An 18905-nucleotide genomic window follows, 5' to 3' on the forward strand; every position below is an offset into this window, starting at 1 on the left:
CGTTCCGGGAGAATCATCCCCGGGGGAAAGGAACGTATGAATAAGATCTTCGACAACAAGCAGGAGTTTACCGAGCTCTATCGCGATGCCGTCATGAGCATCAGCGGCAAGAGCGTCGAGACCGCCAGCGACCTCGACCGCTTTAACGCCCTGGCCAAACTCGTGGCCGAGAAGGCCCGCACCGTTGCCACCAAGAGCGACGCCCGCGCCACCGCCGAGGGCAAAAAGCGCGTGTACTACTTCTCGATCGAGTTTTTGATCGGTCGCCTGCTCGACAACTACCTGCTCAATTTTGGCGTGCGCGACATGGTCGCCGAGGCGCTCGACGACATGGGCTTTGACCTGTCCGTCATCGAGAACCAGGAGCCCGATCCGGCGCTGGGCAACGGTGGCCTGGGCCGTCTGGCAGCATGCTTCCTGGATTCCATGGCAGCCGAGGGCATCGCCGGCTACGGCAACGGCATGCGCTACCGCTACGGCCTGTTTAAGCAGGAGATCGTCAACGGCAGCCAGGTCGAGGCTACCGACGAGTGGCTCACCCACGGCTATCCCTGGGAGGTCCGTCGTCAGGACAAGGCCGTGACCATTAAGTTTGGTGGCCATGTCGAGGGCTTTGAGGAGAACGGCCGCACGTTCTACCGCACGGTGGACACGCAGGACATCCTGGCTGTCCCCTACGACATCCCCGTGGTGGGCTATGCCGGCGAGACCGTCAACAAGCTGCGCGTCTGGGCCGCTGAGCCGGTCGAGGAGCACTTTGACCTTGAGGCCTTCAACCGCGGCGACTATGCCCTGGCCGATGCCGAGCGCGCAGAGGCCGAGGCCATCAGCGCCATCCTCTACCCCAACGACGCCGGTGAGCACGGCCGTCTGCTGCGCCTGAAGCAGGAGTACCTGTTTGTCTCGGCCGGCATCTACAGCCTGCTCGACACCTTTGAGAAGGAGCACGGCGAGAACTGGGAACTGCTGCCGCAGTTTGTGGCCATCCACACCAACGACACCCACCCCGCCATGTGCGGCCCCGAGCTCATGCGCATCCTCATCGACGAGAAGAAGCTCGAGTGGGACGACGCCTGGAACATCGTGACGCAGGTCGTGAGCTACACCAACCACACCATCCTGCCCGAGGCCCTGGAGAAGTGGCCCATCGGTACGTTCTCCAAGCTCCTCCCCCGCGTGTACCAGATCATCGACGAGATCAGCCGTCGTTGGCACGAGTCGTTCGACACCACGCAGGAGGGTTGGCAGGAGCGTCTGCGCCAGACCGCCATCCTGTGGGACGGCGAGATTCGCATGGCCAACCTGTCTGTGATCTGCAGCCATAGCGTCAACGGCGTGGCCAAGATCCACTCCGACATCATCAAGAACATCGTGCTCAAGGACTTCTATGCCCTGACGCCCGAGAAGTTCAACAACAAGACCAACGGCATCTCGCACCGCCGCTTCTTTGCCGAGTCCAACCCCACCTACGCCAAGCTCGTGACCGAGGCCATTGGCGACGGCTGGCTCAAGGACGCCTTTGAACTGGAGAAGCTCAAAGAGTTCCAGAACGACACCGAGTTCCTGAAGGCCGTGGGTGCCTCCAAGCGCGCCAACAAGGAGCGCCTGGCCGCCTACGTTAAGGCCGAGACCGGTCTGGTCATTGACCCCAACACCGTCTTCGATGTTCAGGTGAAGCGCTTCCATGCCTACAAGCGCCAGCTCATGAACATCATGAAGGTGATGGACATCTACAACCGTCGCATCGCCGATCCCAACTTCCACGTGACGCCGACGACCTTCATCTTTAGCGGTAAGGCTGCCTCGAGCTACACCTTTGCCAAGGAGACTATCCGCCTCATTAACTCCGTGGCCGACGTCATCAACAACGACCCGCGCGTGAACGAGGTCATGAAGGTCTGCTTTATCCCCAACTTCCGCGTGAGCAACGCCCAGCTCATCTACCCCGCCGCCGAGATCTCGGAGCAGATCTCCACGGCCGGTAAGGAGGCCTCGGGCACGTCTAACATGAAGCTCATGATGAACGGCGCCATTACGCTGGGCACCCTCGACGGCGCCAACATCGAGATTGCCGACCTGGCCGGCCGCGAGAACGAGGCCATCTTTGGCCTGACCGCCCCAGAGGTCGAGCAGCTCTGGGCATCCAACAGCTACTTTGCGTGGGATACCCTCAACGGCGACCGCGAGCGCTTGGGCCGCGTGATGGACGAGCTCAAGGACAGCACCTTTGCGGGTCTTTCGGGCAACTTCGAGAGCATCTACAACGAGCTCATGAACAACAACGACCCCGACCTGGTCATGGCCGACTTCCGCAGCTACGTGGATGCATGGGAGAAGCTCACCGGCAGCTACGGCGACCAGGAGACCTGGAACCGCAAGGCCCTGCTCAACACCGCCTCGAGCGGCTGGTTCTCGAGCGACCGCACCATTCGCGAGTACCGCGACGAGATCTGGCACGCTTAAAGGCCGCGAGCTCCCTTTGCCAGCACGGCATTACTCGACGGGCGCGACCGAGCGCCGCGCCCGTCGCTAATGGGTTTAGGAACATCGATGACAGAAGGAGAAATCGATGAGTAAGAAAGAATGCATCGCGATGCTCCTCGCAGGAGGACAGGGCAGCCGATTGGGGGCACTCACCCAAAAGATCGCTAAGCCGGCGGTTAGCTTTGGTGGCAAGTTCCGCATTATCGACTTTTCGCTCTCCAACTGCTCCAACTCGGGCATCGACACGGTGGGCGTTCTGACGCAGTATCGCCCCTACCTGCTGCATGCCTACGTGGGCTCCGGCGAGGCGTGGGATCTGGACAGCCGCGACGGCGGCGTTTCGATCCTGCCGCCGTACGAGACGCAGACCGGCGGCGCATGGTATGCGGGCACGGCCGACGCCATTACGCAGAACCTGGACTACATCAAGGCCAACGACCCCAAGTACGTCCTGATTCTTTCGGGCGATCACCTGTATCGCATGGACTACCGCAAGATGCTCAAGACGCACATTGAGAACAACGCCGACCTCACGGTGAGCGTTATGCCCGTGCCTTGGGAGGAGGCCAGCCGCTTTGGCATCCTGACCACCGACCCCGAGGACGGCCGCATCATCAAGTTCACCGAGAAGCCCGATAAGCCCGATTCGAATCTCGCGTCCATGGGCATCTACATCTTCTCGGCCGACGTGCTGATCGAGGCGCTCGAAGAGGACGCTCTGGACCAGCGCTCGAGCCACGACTTTGGCAAGGACATCATCCCCAAGCTGCTCGGCGAGGGCAAGCGCCTGTACAGCTACGAGTTCCACGGCTTTTGGAAGGACGTCGGCACCATCGCCAGCTTCCACGAGACCTCGATGGACCTGCTGGGCAACAACCCCGAGTTCGATCTGTTCGACAAGCACTTCCCCATCATGTCCAACATCACCACGCGTCCGCCGCACTACATTGGCCCGGACGGCCGCCTGGACGACTGCCTGGTCTCCAACGGCTGCAAGATCTACGGCACCGCTCGCCACTCGATCCTTTCGACCGATGTCATCATCGAGGAGCGCGCCGTGGTCGAGGACTCCGTGCTGCTGCCGGGTGCGCACGTTAAGAGCGGCGCGCACATCTGCCGCGCTATTTTGGGCGAGAACTCCACGGTCGAAGAGGGCGTGAAGCTCGGCTCTGTCGATACCACCAAGGATACGGCCGTCGTTGGAAATGACGTCGTTATCGGGAAGGGGGAATGATCCGATGATCAATCGCAAGGCCATCGGTTATATCACCGCTAACTACTCTTCGAGCTACGGCAGCGTCCTGCTCAAGGACCGCCCCATCGCGTCCGTTCCCTTTTTGGGCCGCTACCGCCTGATCGACTTTCCGCTGTCCAACATGATGAATGCCGGCATTAAGACCGTCGGCGTCGTCATGCCGGGCAACTACCGCTCGCTGATCGACCACGTTGGCTCGGGCAAGGACTGGGGCCTGGACCGCAAGAAGGGCGGCCTGTTCATGGTGCCCGGCAACGCGTATGGCACCACCAAGGGCGGCATGCGCTTCCTGCTGCGCGACATCATCTCCAACAAGACGCTGTTCCAGCGCTCGGACAAGCCCTATGTTGTGATGATGGGCACCAACATCATCTTTAACATGGATCTCAACACCATCATCGACGCGCACGAGAACTCCGGTGCCCAGATGACCGTGGTGTACTGCAAGGCCACGCGCAACGTCGATGACGAGACCAAACTCGAGATTAACGAGAACGGTCGCCTGACGGGCGTGAGCGCTGGCGTCGCGTACGGCGACAACGCCTCTATGGACTGCTGCATCGTCAACCGCGAGACGCTGCTCGAGATTATCGACCACTACCAGGCCGCCGACTATCTGGACCTGCTCGAGGCACTCCAGGGCGACTTTGGCAACATCGACGTGTGCAGCTACGAGTACAAGGGCGAGGTCGTGGGCGTGTTTAGTGAGAAGTCGCTGTATCGCCGCAGCATGGACCTGCTTGACCAAACCGTGGCCGACCAGCTCTTTGACCCCGAGCGCCCGATCCTGACCAAGGCTCACGACGTGCCGCCTTCGCGCTATGCGACCGGCAGCCACGCGTGCAACTCGATCATCTCGGCCGGCTGTATCATCAAGGGCACCGTGCGCAACTCGATCCTGTCGCGCGGCGTCGTGGTCGAGGAGGGCGCCTCGGTGACCAACTCGATCATCAACCAGAGCTGTGTCATCAAGAGCGGCGCACGCGTTGAGAACGCCATTCTGGACAAGAACAACGTGGTTCCCACCAACACCGAGCTTCGCGGCACGCCCGAGAACATCCTGGTGCTGGGCAAGGCTCCGTTAACTTCCGACACCACCATCGTACGTTAACGTTGGCACCGCAACATCGCTCGTAACAGGTAGAATAGCCGCCCGGTTAGCGCCAGGCGGCTATTCTCGAATTGCAACATGGGAGACAATATGGCAGATTCCAGCAAAAAGATGCAGATCGTGTTTGCCTCGGCCGAGTGCGCACCGTTTGTTAAGACCGGTGGCCTGGGCGACGTGGCGGGCTCGCTGCCTGCGGCGCTTGTGCGCGCCGGCGCCGAGGTTATCGTAATGGTGCCCAAGTACGCCACCATCAAGGACGAGTACAAGGCGCAGATGGAGCACTTTGCCGACTTTTACGTGAGCCTGGGCTGGCGCAACGAGTACTGCGGGCTGGAGAAGCTCGAGCACGACGGCGTCACCTATATGTTCGTGGACAACGAGCGCTACTTTGCGCGCGACTATCCGTACGGCTTCTTTGACGACGGCGAGCGTTTTGCGTTCTTCTCCAAGGCCATCACCGAGAGCCTGCAGCACCTGCCGGCCGATTTTGAGTGCGACATCCTGCACTGCAATGACTGGCAAACGGCACTGGCACCCGTGTTCTTGCGCGAGTTCTACCAGGGCCTGCCGCTCTATGACCGCGTCAAGACCGTGTTCTCGATCCACAATGTGGCGTTCCAAGGCCAGTTTAGCGACACCGTGATGGAGGACATCCTGGGTGTGGCGCATATTCCGGCGGCCGCCACGCAGTTGCGCTGCGACGCCTGCAGCATCAACTACATGCTGGGCGCGCTGCACTATGCCGACGCCATCACCACGGTGAGCCCCACCTACGCGAGCGAGATCCAGACGCCCGAGTTTGGCGAGGGCCTGGACGGCGTACTGCGCGAGCGTTCCTACGCGCTGCAGGGCATCCTCAACGGCATTGACGTGGCGGCCTTTGACCCGGCAACCGACAAGCGCATTGCCGCCAACTACACGGTTGACGACCGTTCCGGCAAGGCCGTGTGCAAGGCCAAGCTGCAGGAGGAACTGGGGCTCGAGGTGCGCGACGACCGCCCGCTTATGGTGATGGTCACGCGCCTGACGCGCCAGAAGGGCATGGACCTGGTCATGTACGCGCTCGACCGCATCCTGTCCGGCGGCGTTCAGGTGGCCGTGCTGGGCACCGGCGACCGCGACTACGAGGACGGTCTGCGCTACTTCCAGGACAAGTACCCCGGCACCATGGCCGCGCGCATCGAGTTCGATCCGGCGCTGTCGCAGCGCATGTACGCTGCCGCCGATATGTTCCTGATGCCTTCGAAGTTTGAGCCCTGCGGCCTGTCGCAGATCATCGCCATGCGCTACGGCACACTGCCCATCGTGCGCGAGACCGGTGGCCTGAAGGACACCGTGATCCCGTATAACGAGTTTACCGGCGAGGGCACGGGCTTCTCGTTTACCAACTTTAACGGCGACGAGATGGGCGACGCGGTGTTCCGCGCAGCACGCCTGTTCTGGGATAACCGTGAGGCATGGAACCAGCTAGTCACGCAGGCCATGAGCCAGGACTTTAGCTGGACGCGCTCGGCCGACAAGTATCTGGACCTGTACTTCTTTATGCATCCGGAGATTGAGAGGCCGGCGGCGGTTGTCGACGAGCCAGAGGCTGTTGCTGAGCCGGTGGCCGCTGAGGAACCCAAGGCCGAGGAGAAGCCGGATGAAGCTGAGCCCGCAAAGGCCGAGCCTGAGGTGAAGGCTGAGGTTGCTCCTGAGCCCGAGCCTGCTGCGAAGCCTGCGGCAAAGAAGACCACGACTCGCAAGACGACAGCCAAGAAGGCTACTGCGACCAAGGCGGCGGCAACCAAAACCACCGCTACCAAGGCAACGACCACGCGCAAGCGCACGACCGCCGCTGCCAAGAAGGCCGCCGAAGCCGAGGCTGCTCCCGAGGTAAAGGCCGAGGTCGCTAAGGCCAAGCCGGCCACCAAGGCTCCGGCAAAGACTGCTGCCAAGAAGACAACGGCAGCCAAGAAGACCACGGCAACGAAGTTGACGACCACGAAGGCCGCCACGACCAAGTCAGCCGCAAAGCCGGCAGCCAAGGTCGAGGAGACGCCTGCAGAGTCCAAGGCGGAGGTAACCGTCGAGACCAAGCCCGCCGCCAAGACCACCACGCGAAAGCGCACGACGACGGCCAAGAAGACCACGGCAAAGACCACGACTCCCAAGGCAGAGACTAAGCCAGCTGCTGCCAAAGAGGAGCCCAAGGCCGAGGTAAAGATTAAGCCGGCGCCGAAGGCCGCTGAGGTCAAGGCCGCACCGAAGGCAGAGACTAAGCCCGAGCCCGCCAAGGAGAGCCCGGCCTCCCCCGCCGCTCCGGCAGAGAAAAAGGCTCCGTCCAAGAAGACGTCCGTCCGCAAGGCCACGGCCACCCGCAAGCGCCGCTAGCCCACAGACGATCCAAAACCTAATCAAACCCTATGTAAGGGGCGCTCCAACCGGGCGCCCCTTCTCTGTTGATAGTTGGTAAAACGATTTTCTAGGACAACCGTTCGCCGATGGTAAACGGATGTTGTTTATACAGCCTGTGTGCAACATATATACTTATATGCTGTGCGTAAAGCCCATGGCCCGCAGGCCGTGATTCTATTGAACTGGACCGAATTATGAGATTGATTCACAACAGCCGTCTGCCGCAGTTTCGCACTCCGTTTGGCGCTGTGACCACTGGAACTTCCGTTTCGCTCTCGGTGATTTTGGAGGATGCCGACCCCAACCAGGCAACGCTTACCCTGCGTACCTGGGTCGATGAAATCGGTGAGTCTCTGTATCCCATGACGCACGAGGGCGACGGCATATTTACCGTAGAGCTTGAGTGCGCCGAGCCCTGTCTTATCTGGTACAGCTTTATCTGCAACATCGAGGGCCAGCCCGAGGTCCGTCTGGGCGCACCGCAGGGTCGCACCGGTGGCGAGGGCGTAACTTACAACTACGCCGAGGTCCCGTCCTTCCAGATCACCGTCTACAAGCACCGCGAAGTTCGTCCCGAGTGGTACGAGCGTGGCATGGTCTACCAGATCTTCCCCGACCGCTATGCCCGCGACGAAAACTGGCACGAGCGTACGCTTGCCGAAGTTGAAAAACCGCGCAAAGGAATCCAGCGCCGCATGGTCGAGGACTGGAACGAACCGCCCGAGTACGAGCGTGCCGAAGACGGCTCCATCAAGACCTGGGATTTTTACGGCGGCTCGCTCAAGGGTATCCAAAATGACCTGCCCCGCATTGCCGAGCTAGGCTTTACGGCCATCTACCTCAACCCAATCTTTGAGGCCGCGAGTAACCACCGCTACGACACGGCCGACTACACCAAGATCGACCCGATTCTGGGCACCGAGCAGGACTTTACCGAGCTGTGCGAGGCGGCCGAGAAGCTTGGCATTTCCATCATTCTAGACGGTGTGTTCAACCATACGGGCGACGACTCGATCTACTTTAACCGCTACGGCAATTATCCCGGCGTCGGTGCTTGGCAGAGCGAGGACTCGCCGTGGCGCGATGCATTTTACTTCCATGAGGACGGTTCGTATGACTGCTGGTGGGGCGTGGGCAACATGCCCGCCATCAATGAGAGCTCCGAACTGGTGCGCGAGCGGCTCCTGGGCAAGGACGGCGTGATCCGTAAATGGCTGCGCGCCGGTGCCCATGGCTGGCGACTCGATGTGGCCGACGAGCTTTCCGACGACTTCCTGGCCGAAATCAAAAAGGCCGTGCTCGCCGAGAAGCCCGACGCACTGCTGCTCGGCGAAGTCTGGGAGGACGCTTCCAACAAGATCAGCTATGGCCACCTGCGTCGCTATCTGCAGGGCTCGGAGCTCGACTCCGCCATGGACTACCCCTTCCGCGACATGGTCATCGGCTTTTTGATGGGCTACAAGAACGCTTACCAGGCAGCCGAGGATATCGAAACCCTGCGCGAGAACTACCCGCGCGAGGCACTGGCCTGCGCGCTCAATCTGCTTTCGAGCCACGACCGTCCGCGCATCATCTCGGTGCTCGGCGGTGGCCCCGACGAGTCGCAGCTGCCCGAGAGCGAGCGCAGCAAATGGCGCCTGGACGAGAACTCGATGGGTCTGGCCAAGAGCCGTTTTTGGCTGGCGACGCTCATGCAGATGACCTTCCCGGGCGTACCCTCAATCTATTACGGCGATGAATACGGCTTGGAGGGCCTCACCGATCCGGGCAACCGCCGTACCCTGCCGACCAAGGACCAACTCCACGACTTCGACACACTGGCCATCGTTAAGAACGCGTCTGCCGTGCGCCGTGCGCTGCCCTTTATGGTCGATGGCGAGATCAAGGCCTTTGCGCTCAACGACGAAGTCTTGGCTTACACCCGCACGGGCAAAGACGGCGAGGCCGCGACGGTTATCATCAACCGCAGTCTGCGCAATTCGCACCGCGTGACGATTCCGGCGCTCGGCGAATGCGCGAGCGACGTGATCAGCGGTCACGAGTGCGAGATCCACAACGGTACCGTCACGCTCGACCTGTACCCGCTGGGCTCTTCGATCATCTATCACCATGCCGAGAAGCGCCTGCAGGAGCCGCTCGATCATGGCGCGGGCGTTGTGTGCCACATCACCTCGGTGCCGACCGATGACGGCAAGCCCGGCACAATCGGTGCGCCCACGCGTCGCTTTATCGACCATCTGGCCGCTATGGGCATGCGCTACTGGCAAGTCCTGCCCGTCAACCCCACGGACTTCTTCCGCTCCCCCTACGCCGGCCCCTCGGCCTTTGCAGGCAATATTGATCTGCTACCCGAGAGTCACGAGGAGCTGGCCGCCGACTTTGCTGCATGGAAGGCTCACGGCGGCGAGGATGCCGACCCGCTGTACACGGCGTTTAAACATCGCAACGCCGACTGGCTCGAGAAGTACTGCGTCTACATGGCCGTTAAGAAGTACTTTGAGGGCGAGTCGCGCCACGATTGGCCGGCAGATGTCGCGCGCTACAACGAGTATCTGATCGATGACAAGCGCTTCCACGACGAGGCCGAGCTGCAGGCGTACATGCAGTATCGCTTTGACCTTGCCTGGTGCGAGCTCATGAACTATGCGCACAAGAAGGGCATCGAGGTCATCGGCGATATCCCGATGTATGTCTCGGACGATTCGGCCGACGCGTGGAGCGAGCCCGAGAACTTCTGGCTGTCCGATACCGGCAAGGCGATTGAGATTTCGGGCGCGCCGCCCGACAACTTTGCGCCCGAGGGCCAGGTGTGGGGCAACCCCACCTTCCGATGGGATCGCATGAAGGAGAACGGCTATCGCTGGTGGCTCGACCGCCTGCGCCGTGCGTTTTCGCTCTACGACCGCGTGCGCCTGGACCACTTCCTGGGCTTCCACAGCTACTTTAGCATTCCCGCCGGTAAGGCCTGTGCCGACGGCCGCTGGCTGGCAGGCCCGGGCAAGGACCTGTTCCAGACCGCCTATGAAGAGCTGGGTCCGCTCAACTTTATCGCCGAGGACCTGGGTTACCTGACGCCCGGCGTTCGCGCCATGGCTTCGACCTGCGGCTTCCCCGGCATGGACGTGCTGGAGTTTAGCGACTACGACGTTCGTTGCGGAATTCACCCCACACCGGGAAAGATCCTGTACACCTCGACGCACGACACCTCGACACTTGCCGGCTGGTGCACGCGCTCCTTTGCAGGCGGCGATGAGCCGAGCGGCATTACATTGGCAAGCGAGCTCATGGGCAATGCCCTGGCAAGCGGTGCACCGCTCGTGATGATGCCGCTGCAGGACGTGCTGGGACTGGGCGACGATGCACGTATGAACGTGCCGGGTGTAGCCACAGGCAACTGGACATGGCAGGCTGACGAGGCCGACGTTGCTGCAGCCGAGGAGAAAACTGCGAAGCTCCTGCGCAACACTCATAGATTCTGGGGCGAAGCGTGATAAAACCCCCGATATAGGGTACAGTTACAGCTGTTTGAATTTTTGCGGGCAGAGCGATCTGCCCGCTTTGTGCTGAAAAGGAAGTATTATGGCGCGCTACGATTACAAGTGCACGAGCTGCGGCAACGTGTTTGAGGTTGAGCACCCCATGTCCGAGACGCCCGAGGTCGTATGCCCTAGCTGCGGTGCCCCGGCATCCAAGACGTTCTCGGCCAGCGGCATTAAGTTCGAAGGCAGCGGTTTCTACAACACCGACCAGCGAAGCGGTGGTTCCAGCACCAACGCCACCAGCGGCTGCTGCGCCAACTGCCCGCATAACCACTAGCGGCAAGCGATCCAGACACCCAGGTTTCCTGATGAGTTGCGGTGAAATAGTTCCTGAATCAGCCCATCCAAAGGTCAAGCAGGAACTATTTCACCGCAACTTTTCTTTAGATCGGATTTCGGGCTGATGCAAAGTTTGTATCATTTCAAAACTCTGCCGGATTACGGGGCTGAGTTGGCAACCTCTATCCATTCCGGTAAATAACAAATTTCAACAAGCCATCTACCTGCGGTTTTATTTAGGCCATATTTGCTGTGGTCGGGCATCACCAATCTAGCCCCGTAATCCGCCCTACTTTTGATAACAGCAAGTATGAAACAGGGCCATTTTTCCCACTCTTTACCGATATTGCGATCTCCACTCGCACGACCTTCTGAGTTGCGGTGAAATAAGGACTGTTTGATGGGCAGAAGGCGCTTTTCAATCCCTATTTCACCGCAACTTTGAAGTTATTTGCGGACTAGTCTGGCGCAGAAGTGACCATCGTAGGAGTCGGCGTTTACGGGGACGCTTTGGAAAAGCCCGCGGTCGTTTTGACGTACGGAGACGAGCTTCTTGGCTTGTTCAAACTCGGGGAGCTGCAGAATCTGCGCCTCGGAGAGGGGTGCCAGGCTAAAGCCCGCGCCCTCTGGCGAAGCCAAAAACGCATCCACAACCTGCGCGTTCTCCTCATCAAAGACCGAGCACGTCGCATAGATGAGCTCGCCATCCTCGGCAACGCGCGCGGCGGCCTCTTTGAGCATCGTCAGCTGCAGTTTGGGCAGCTCAACCGTCACATCCTTTTCGGTCAGACGCCACGGTATCTCGGGATGACGGCGCATGGTGCCGGTGCCAGAGCACGGCGCATCGATAAACACCGTGTCGAACAGGGCGGGCTCGCCGAGCATCGCGTCAAAGGACGTGAGCACCTCATTGAGCTCGCAGGCATCGCCCGACACCGTACGAACACCCGTTATACCCGCCTTATGCAGGCGTGCGAGATTCTGATCGCACTTGCGATCGTGCAGATCGAGCGCGGTATGCTGACGCTCGTACCCGGCACGCTTGGCCTGGCACATCATCACATAGGTCTTGGTGCCGCGACCGGCTCCAATCTCCAGGCAACGACCGGGACGTGTAGCGGCAGTAGCGATAAGCTGAGCGTTGAGGTCCGAGGCAACCGCGGCAGCACGCTCAAACACGCCCGATGCAACCGTGACCTGCGCATCGACCGGAGCATGGCAGCCCGGGAAGGCAGGCGCAACGAGCTGCGAGATATACGGGTCGGCCTTGGTCGCAAACGCATTCTCGTGCAGTGCAAGCGGCGCGGGGGCCAGATTACCGGCAAAGTTGAGCGCGCCCTCGGGCGTATCGAACGAGGCCATAATACGAGCGCACAGCCAACGAGGAAGACCCATCAAACGCGAAAGGCGAACCAAACGGCGCTCGGACTCATCCACGTCAGATGCCGTGGCAAAATCCTCCACGTTGTCCGCAACCTTGTGCAGCACCGCGTTAGCCAGGCCCGCGGCAGACTTAGCACCGCTGCGCACCAGCTCAACACCCTGGCTCACGGCAACGCGGCCCGGCGTATGCAGATAGAGCATCTCGAAGGCCGAGATGCGAAGCGCCATGCGAACGCGCGGCGCGACCTTTTTGGGCTTATCCAAAAACTGATCGAGCAACTCGTCCAAAATGCCCTGCGTGGCGGCAACACCGAGCGCCAAACGCGCGGCAAAAGCGGAATCGCGCTGGTCAATAGCCTTGGCGGAAGCACGCGAAGACAACACGTCGCGTGCGTACATACCGCGGCGATCGGCCTCCATCAACACATCGAGCGCAAGCTTGCGCGCGGGAGATAACTTGCTCATGACAGCACACCCCACGTAAGGTCGGCACCCTGCAGGCCGGCAGCCCAGGCAGAAGCAGACATGGCACGCTTGCCATCGGGCTTAACCTCGAGCAGTTCAACCGCGCCATCGGAAAGTCCCAGGTAGACGCGCTTGGCCTGAACGGCGACGAGCCCCTCGCCAAGCGACACATCTGCCGGCGCGGCATCGAGCACGCGCACGGTCTTGCCGGCAATCACGCAACGAGCGGGAGCGGTGTCGGACGAGGCAAGCACATGACGCACGCAATCAAGCGCCGCCATCTGAGGACCCAGACGCATTTCCTGCTTAGAAATCTTGGCGGCATGGGTAACAAGCGACTCATCCTGTTCAGTCCACACGGCAGTACCATCGGCAAGGGAAGGAAGCGTATCGGCAAGCAGCTTGCCGCCAAGCTCAGCAAGCTCCATCGTGAGCGCCTCGGCATGCTTACCGGCAACCGGCGTAGACGCCTGCGCGCAATAAGCGCCCGTATCCACGCCATGCCCAATGCGCATAATGGAAACGCCAGCAACCTCATCACCAGCAAGAATGGCACGCTGAATAGGAGCAGCGCCACGCCAACGAGGCAGCAAGGACGCATGTACATTCACAATACCAAGCGGCGCCATATGCAGCACCTCATCAGGCAAAATGCAGCCATAGGCAGCCACACAGAAAATATCGGCATCCGCAGCCTCGAGCTGATCGATAACGTCCGGCGTCATACGATTAGCCTCAACAACCGGCAGGCCAAGCTCAAGCGCCTTGGCCTTAACAGGAGAAGGCTCCAGTTTTTTACCACGCCCGCGAACAGCATCGGGACGAGTAATGACAAGCACAATCTCGTTCCCAGCCTCAAAAAGCGAAGTCAGCGAAGGCACAGCAAAATCAGGCGTACCCATAAACACAATTCGCATAAAGAACGTCTCCCCTCAACCAAAGCCGAGACGGCTACAAATAACAGCGGAAAGCCAAGTACCCAGCCCATCCGCAATAACAATTCAACAAGAACAAATATACCCAAAACCAAAGAAAGAGCCGCAATAAAAGCAGCTCTTCCAACAAAGCAATTATCAGCGAAGACGCCCTTCCCTGGCCCGACGGCACCCGGGCGAAAAGGAGCACGAAAACGCAGTCCCCTTCCGCCGCAGGGCTTAGGTTATTGCTCCACGCGCAGTTCCGCACGAGCCGAAGAGCACTTAATGTGCTCTTCGTGCGAGCAGGACTGTTTGAGCATGGAGCAAAACCTAAGCCCTGCGGCGGAAGGGGACGGTGGGACCTACTCCGTCTCGCCCGGTCGAGCGCCGCGGGCCAGGGCGTCCTGGTACTCCTTGACGGCCTTGAGCCTCTGCATGGGCTTAAGGCGCTCGAACATGGTGTTGCCATGCAGGTGATCGATCTCGTGCTGCAGGCACACGCAGAACAGGTCGCCCGTGGCCTCATAGCGAATCAGGTTGGCATCCAGATCGTACGCCTCGACGACAACGTGATCGGGACGCTCGATCTCGCAGCTAATGCCGGGAATGGACAGGCAGCCCTCGCTAAACGGCACCAAATGATCGCTCTGCTCAACAATGACAGGGTTGATGAGCACGTACGGGTCATAGTCATTCTTGTCGCTGTAATCGCAGTCGATGGTGACGAGTTGAATGAGCTCGCCGATCTGCGGGGCAGCAAGACCGCAACCGCCGTTGTCGAACATCATCTTCTTCATCTTATCGGCAAGCGCCTCGATCGCCGGGGTGATCTCCTCGATGACGGCGCACTCCTGGCGCAGACGAGGGTCGGGCGACAGTACGATTCCGTTGGCTTCCATGGCCATCCTTTCGGGTTGTTACATCAAATCATAGGCGTCGACGTCAACGCTCACGCTCACGCCGCGCACGGAGCCCACCTCTTTGAGGCAGGCGTCGATATCATCAGAGACATGGTACCCTACCGGCGACTTAACAAGCAGATGGAAGCGGTAACGGTCCTTGGCTCTCTCGATTACACACGAAGCCGGACCAAGCACCTGGGGCACGGCGCTCCCCGCGCGCAAAAAGTCGGGCGCGGCGGCATGCCAGCGACGCTTGAGGAGCTTCGCGATGCGACCGATGTAGTCCCGCGCAACGTCCGCGTTAGTCGACCATACCAAGATGTTGGCCAGGCGCACGAACGGCGGATACAGGGCGTCGCGGCGCTGGTCCAGGTCGTAGTCGGTAAAGATCGAGCGGTTGTGCTCGGCGACGGCGCGAATGACCGGGTCATCGGGAAGGTAGGTCTGGATGATAACCTCGCCGGGGCGATCACCGCGGCCGGCGCGGCCCGCAACCTGCTCCAGCAGATCGTAGGCGCGCTCCCCTGCTCTAAAATCGGGCAGCTTGAGGGCAAAGTCGGCATTGACCACGCCCACGAGCGTGACCTCGGGAAAATCGAGGCCCTTGGCGATCATCTGGGTGCCAAGCAGCACCGCGCAATCGGCGGCATCGAACTGCTCGAGCAGCTTTTTGTGCGCATCCTTGCCGCGCGTGGAATCGGCGTCCATGCGAATGATGGCAACGTCCTCGGGCAGCATCTGGTGCAGTGCGTCCTCGATCTGCTGCGTGCCCAGGCCCATTTTTGCCAGGTAGCGACTGCCGCACTTAGGACAGCGACTCGTGGACGCCGGATAGGGCTGCACGCGCCAGGACGAACCGCAGGTGTGGCACTGCAGCGTGTGCGTACGCTCGTGGTACGTAAGCGCGGTGGAGCAGTGGTTGCAGGTGGGCACGCAGCCGCATTCGCGGCACATAAGGAACGGCGCAAAGCCGCGACGGTTGTGCAGCAACACGGCCTTTTCGCGGCGCTCGACTACGCGCTCCAAGCCTTCCATCAGCGGTTTTGAGAACATGGAGCGGCTGCCGTGTGCGAACTCGCGGCGTAGGTCGGCAATGCGAACCGTGGGCAGGACCGCGTGCCCCGGACGCTCGGGCATTTCAACGCGCGTCCAGGTGGCGCCGCTGTACGTGCCGCGGCGGCAGCGGTCGAGGGCCTCGGCCGAGGGCGTGGCGGAGCCCAGTACGAGCGGACACCGATAGCGGCGCGCCATCTCGGCAGCTACCTCGCGCGCATGGTAGCGCGGACTGGAGCCCTGCTTGTAGCTGGTCTCGTGCTCCTCGTCGATGATGATAAGGCCCAAGTCGCTGAGCGGACAAAAGAGCGCCGATCGGGCGCCCACGACCACGCGCGCAGCACCACTGGCGACCATATCCCATTGGTCCAGACGTTCGCCAGCAGAAAGGCGCGAATGGAACACAGCGACCGTCTCGCCAAAGCGCGAGCGGAAGCGGCCGACGGTCTGGGCCGTCAGCGAGATCTCGGGCACGAGCACGCAGGCCGAACGTCCGGCCGCCAGCACGCGCTCAATCGCCGAGAGGTAGACCTCGGTTTTGCCGGAACCGGTAACGCCATCGACCAGTACCACATCACCGTGAGCGTCCAAGCGTGCGCGCTCAATCTGCGCGAGCGCCTGCTGCTGGCCGTTAGTAAGTGCGACGGGCGCTTTACCGCTCGCCGAGGACAGCGTGGTCTGCTCGCTGCACCCACGCCAAGCGCGGCGCTCCTCCACCACCACGACACCACGTTTTTCGAGCGACTTAATGGTCGCCGACATGCTGTTGTAAAGCAGGTTGAGGTCGCGCGTCGTGACCGGGCCGCATTGGAGCGCCTCGATGAGCTGACGCTGACGGACCGCGGTCTTGGGCGGCGTGTAGTCGAAACCCTCGGGCGTGAGCATGACCCAGCGGTTTTGGATCGGTTTGACGGCGGGGCGCTCAACCGACCATGTGCCGTCATCGCCCTTGACCACGCGCGGGCTTCCACCCGGGGGTAAAAACAAGCGCAGGCACTCGGAAAGCGTTGCGACGTACTCGCGACTCATCCAGCGTGCAATGCGTGCCGCCTCGGCGGTAAAGAGCGGCTTGCTGAGGATAGCCTCGATAGGCTTGATGCGCGTGAGATCGAGGGCGTTGTTGCCTTGCAGGTTGGCAAGCTCGGGTGCGATATCGACGATGTAGCCCGCGGCCGCACGGTTGCCAAAATGCACTAGGACGGTGGAGCCGATCTGTGCATCGTTGGCAAGGGACTGCGGAATGCCGTAGGCAAAAGGCTCGGACAGCGCGCGGGTCGGGATGTCGAGGACCACGCTCGCATAGGCGGCGATGGGTTCGGGCGCGGGCTCGGGCTGCGCCGGGGCGGCGGCAGGGGCCGCAGACTTCGGAGCTTCCTTAGGTTCTGGCGAACCAAACAGCGAAAGTTGCTCGGCCATGGCCCCAGCACCTCCTATCCCATACGTCTACAGAAACAAGAGCCCCGCTCGGGGTGAACGGGGCTCGGATACATGCGTTTACGCAGCTGCTACAGCGCCATCGTGCGGGCGCGGTCGATGCGCGCCAGGCAGTCGTCGCGGCCGACGAGCGCCATGGTCTCGCCCAGCGGGGGGCTCACCATGTTGCCGCAGACGGCGACGCGCACGGCCTGGAACACCACGCGCTTCTTGAGGTCCATCTGCTCGGGCAGCGGCTCAAGCGCGGCGTCGATGTTCGCGGCTGTCCACTCGTCCACGCCCTCGAGCGCGGCCTTGGCGGCGTCCAGAATGGCGCCCATGCCTTCCTTGGCCAGGCCCTTGTTGACAGACTTCTCGTCATACTCGAGCGTCTCGGCCGTGGCAAAGATGGGAGCGGCGACGGTCACGGCGTCGGCCGGCATCTTGGTGCGCGGCTTGACGATGGCGGCAAGCGCATCGATCCAATCCTCGCCGTACTCGACATTACCCTCGATGAGACCCGCCTCGTGCAGCTCGGGGACCATGATCTCATCGGCAAACTGGGCGTCGGACATGCCGTTGATGTACTCGGCATTGACCCAGTCGAGCTTCTTGGGGTCGAAGGTCGCCGGGTTCTTAGAGATGCGGTCGAGCGAGAACTTGCTGGCCAGGACATCGCGCGGGATGATTGTGGTCTCGCCGTCGAGCGACCAGCCGAGCAGCGCCAGATAGTTGACGAAGGCGTCGGACAGGTAACCGGCGTCGCGGTACTCCTCCACCGAGGTGGCGCCGTGGCGCTTGGAGAGCTTCTTGCCGTCGGCGCCCAGGATCATGGAGATATGGGCGAACGTGGGCACGGGCGCGCCGAGGGCCTCGTAGACCATGACCTGGCGCGGGGTGTTGGATAGGTGGTCGTCACCGCGGATGACGTGGGTGATCTTCATCATGGCGTCGTCGACGACGGTCGCGAAGTTATACGTGGGCGTGCCGTCGGAGCGGAAGATGACGAAGTCGTCGAGCTCCTTGGCGTCGAAGGTCACCTCACCGTGGACGGCGTCATGGATGACGACGTCGCCGCGGTCCTCGGGCACCTTAATGCGCAGGACGTAGGACTCGCCGGCCTCGATGCGACGACGGGCCTCCTCGGGATCAAGATCGCGGCAGCGACGTTGATAGCCTTGGAAGGGGTCCTTGCGCTCCTGCGCGGCCTTACGGTCGGCGTCGAGCTGTTCCTTGGTGCAGAAGCAGGGATAGGCCTTGCCCTCGTCCCAAAGCTTCTGGGCGGCCTGCTTGTACAGGTCCAGGCGCTCGGTCTGGGCGTAGGGGCCATAGTCGCCGCCCACCTCGGGACCCTCGTCCCAGTCCAGGCCAAGCCAACGCATGGCGCGCAGAATGATCTGCGTGTTCTCGTCGGTGGAGCGGGTGGGGTCGGTGTCGTCGATGCGCAGGATGAACGTACCGCCGTTTGCGCGGGCGAAAGCCCAGTTATAGATAGCGGTGCGGGCGCCGCCAATGTGCAGCTTGCCCGTCGGTGAGGGTGCAAAGCGGACGCGAACGTCTGATGCCATGGAAATCTCCTCGATTGCAGGATGGTTGTCTAACCGCATCAGTATAAAGCAACAAAGCAACCTCCGCACAAAGGGCACCGACCCACTCATTGGGGACAGACTTAAATGACTAGTCGTTGGGGACGTTCTTAAACGACTA

Annotated in this window: 11 protein-coding genes; 6 read left to right on the forward strand and 5 right to left on the reverse strand. The window is 61.3% G+C overall.

Features of this window, described 5'->3' with window-relative positions:
* Positions 1–36: 36 nt before the first annotated feature.
* From ABHT90_RS01020 to ABHT90_RS01045, 6 genes are all read left to right on the forward strand, one after another.
* Positions 37–2463: a glycogen/starch/alpha-glucan phosphorylase gene (locus ABHT90_RS01020; RefSeq protein ID WP_346981315.1), complete on the forward strand. Its 2427-nt coding sequence runs from the start codon at positions 37–39 to the stop codon at positions 2461–2463.
* A 106-nt stretch (positions 2464–2569) separates the two neighbouring features.
* Positions 2570–3718: a glucose-1-phosphate adenylyltransferase gene (locus tag ABHT90_RS01025; protein ID WP_346981316.1), complete on the forward strand. Its 1149-nt coding sequence runs from the start codon at positions 2570–2572 to the stop codon at positions 3716–3718.
* Positions 3719–3722: 4 nt separating this feature from the next.
* Positions 3723–4850 carry a glucose-1-phosphate adenylyltransferase subunit GlgD gene (glgD, locus tag ABHT90_RS01030; protein WP_346981317.1) on the forward strand — a complete coding sequence of 376 codons (1128 nt, stop codon included), beginning with the start codon at positions 3723–3725 and terminating at the stop codon, positions 4848–4850.
* 90 nt (positions 4851–4940) lie between these two features.
* On the forward strand, positions 4941–7223 hold the full coding sequence (glgA, locus tag ABHT90_RS01035) for a glycogen synthase GlgA (RefSeq protein ID WP_346981318.1): 2283 nt from the start codon (positions 4941–4943) through the stop codon (positions 7221–7223).
* A gap of 218 nt (positions 7224–7441) precedes the next feature.
* Positions 7442–10738, forward strand: a complete 3297-nt coding sequence (locus tag ABHT90_RS01040; RefSeq protein ID WP_346981319.1) for a 4-alpha-glucanotransferase — start codon at positions 7442–7444, stop codon at positions 10736–10738.
* 88 nt (positions 10739–10826) lie between these two features.
* Positions 10827–11063 carry an FmdB family zinc ribbon protein gene (locus ABHT90_RS01045; RefSeq protein WP_148331383.1) on the forward strand — a complete coding sequence of 79 codons (237 nt, stop codon included), beginning with the start codon at positions 10827–10829 and terminating at the stop codon, positions 11061–11063.
* 449 nt (positions 11064–11512) lie between these two features.
* Here the strand turns inward: ABHT90_RS01045 and ABHT90_RS01050 are convergent, their stop codons facing one another.
* The 5 genes from ABHT90_RS01050 to gltX form a co-directional block, all read right to left on the reverse strand.
* Positions 11513–12913 (reverse strand): RsmB/NOP family class I SAM-dependent RNA methyltransferase, encoded by a 1401-nt coding sequence (locus ABHT90_RS01050; protein WP_346981320.1) that lies wholly within the window; start codon positions 12911–12913, stop codon positions 11513–11515.
* On the reverse strand, positions 12910–13830 hold the full coding sequence (gene fmt, locus ABHT90_RS01055; RefSeq protein WP_346981321.1) for a methionyl-tRNA formyltransferase: 921 nt from the start codon (positions 13828–13830) through the stop codon (positions 12910–12912). Before fmt ends, ABHT90_RS01050 begins: the two co-directional genes overlap by 4 nt.
* Positions 13831–14192: 362 nt before the next feature.
* On the reverse strand, positions 14193–14729 hold the full coding sequence (gene def / locus ABHT90_RS01060; RefSeq protein ID WP_346981322.1) for a peptide deformylase: 537 nt from the start codon (positions 14727–14729) through the stop codon (positions 14193–14195).
* A gap of 18 nt (positions 14730–14747) precedes the next feature.
* Entirely contained in the window at positions 14748–17201 is a 2454-nt protein-coding gene (gene priA, locus ABHT90_RS01065) for a replication restart helicase PriA (protein WP_346981323.1), read from the reverse strand.
* Positions 17202–17290: 89 nt separating this feature from the next.
* Positions 17291–18766: a glutamate--tRNA ligase gene (gene gltX, locus ABHT90_RS01070; RefSeq protein WP_329738008.1), complete on the reverse strand. Its 1476-nt coding sequence runs from the start codon at positions 18764–18766 to the stop codon at positions 17291–17293.
* Positions 18767–18905: the final 139 nt, after the last annotated feature.

It is taken from the genome of Collinsella aerofaciens (assembly GCF_039758815.1).
GTDB classification, from domain to species: Bacteria; Actinomycetota; Coriobacteriia; order Coriobacteriales; family Coriobacteriaceae; genus Collinsella; species Collinsella aerofaciens_BP.

Excerpts from the sequence above, each read along its gene's own strand:
- ABHT90_RS01020 (WP_346981315.1), top strand. The coding sequence starts at position 37 with ATGAATAAGATCTTCGACAACAAGCAGGAGTTTACCGAGCTCTATCGC.
- ABHT90_RS01025 (WP_346981316.1), top strand. The coding sequence starts at position 2,570 with ATGAGTAAGAAAGAATGCATCGCGATGCTCCTCGCAGGAGGACAGGGC.
- glgD (WP_346981317.1), top strand. The coding sequence starts at position 3,723 with ATGATCAATCGCAAGGCCATCGGTTATATCACCGCTAACTACTCTTCG.
- glgA (WP_346981318.1), top strand. The coding sequence starts at position 4,941 with ATGGCAGATTCCAGCAAAAAGATGCAGATCGTGTTTGCCTCGGCCGAG.
- ABHT90_RS01040 (WP_346981319.1), top strand. The coding sequence starts at position 7,442 with ATGAGATTGATTCACAACAGCCGTCTGCCGCAGTTTCGCACTCCGTTT.
- ABHT90_RS01045 (WP_148331383.1), top strand. The coding sequence starts at position 10,827 with ATGGCGCGCTACGATTACAAGTGCACGAGCTGCGGCAACGTGTTTGAG.
- ABHT90_RS01050 (WP_346981320.1), bottom strand. The coding sequence starts at position 12,913 with ATGAGCAAGTTATCTCCCGCGCGCAAGCTTGCGCTCGATGTGTTGATG.
- fmt (WP_346981321.1), bottom strand. The coding sequence starts at position 13,830 with ATGCGAATTGTGTTTATGGGTACGCCTGATTTTGCTGTGCCTTCGCTG.
- def (WP_346981322.1), bottom strand. The coding sequence starts at position 14,729 with ATGGAAGCCAACGGAATCGTACTGTCGCCCGACCCTCGTCTGCGCCAG.
- priA (WP_346981323.1), bottom strand. The coding sequence starts at position 17,201 with ATGGCCGAGCAACTTTCGCTGTTTGGTTCGCCAGAACCTAAGGAAGCT.
- gltX (WP_329738008.1), bottom strand. The coding sequence starts at position 18,766 with ATGGCATCAGACGTTCGCGTCCGCTTTGCACCCTCACCGACGGGCAAG.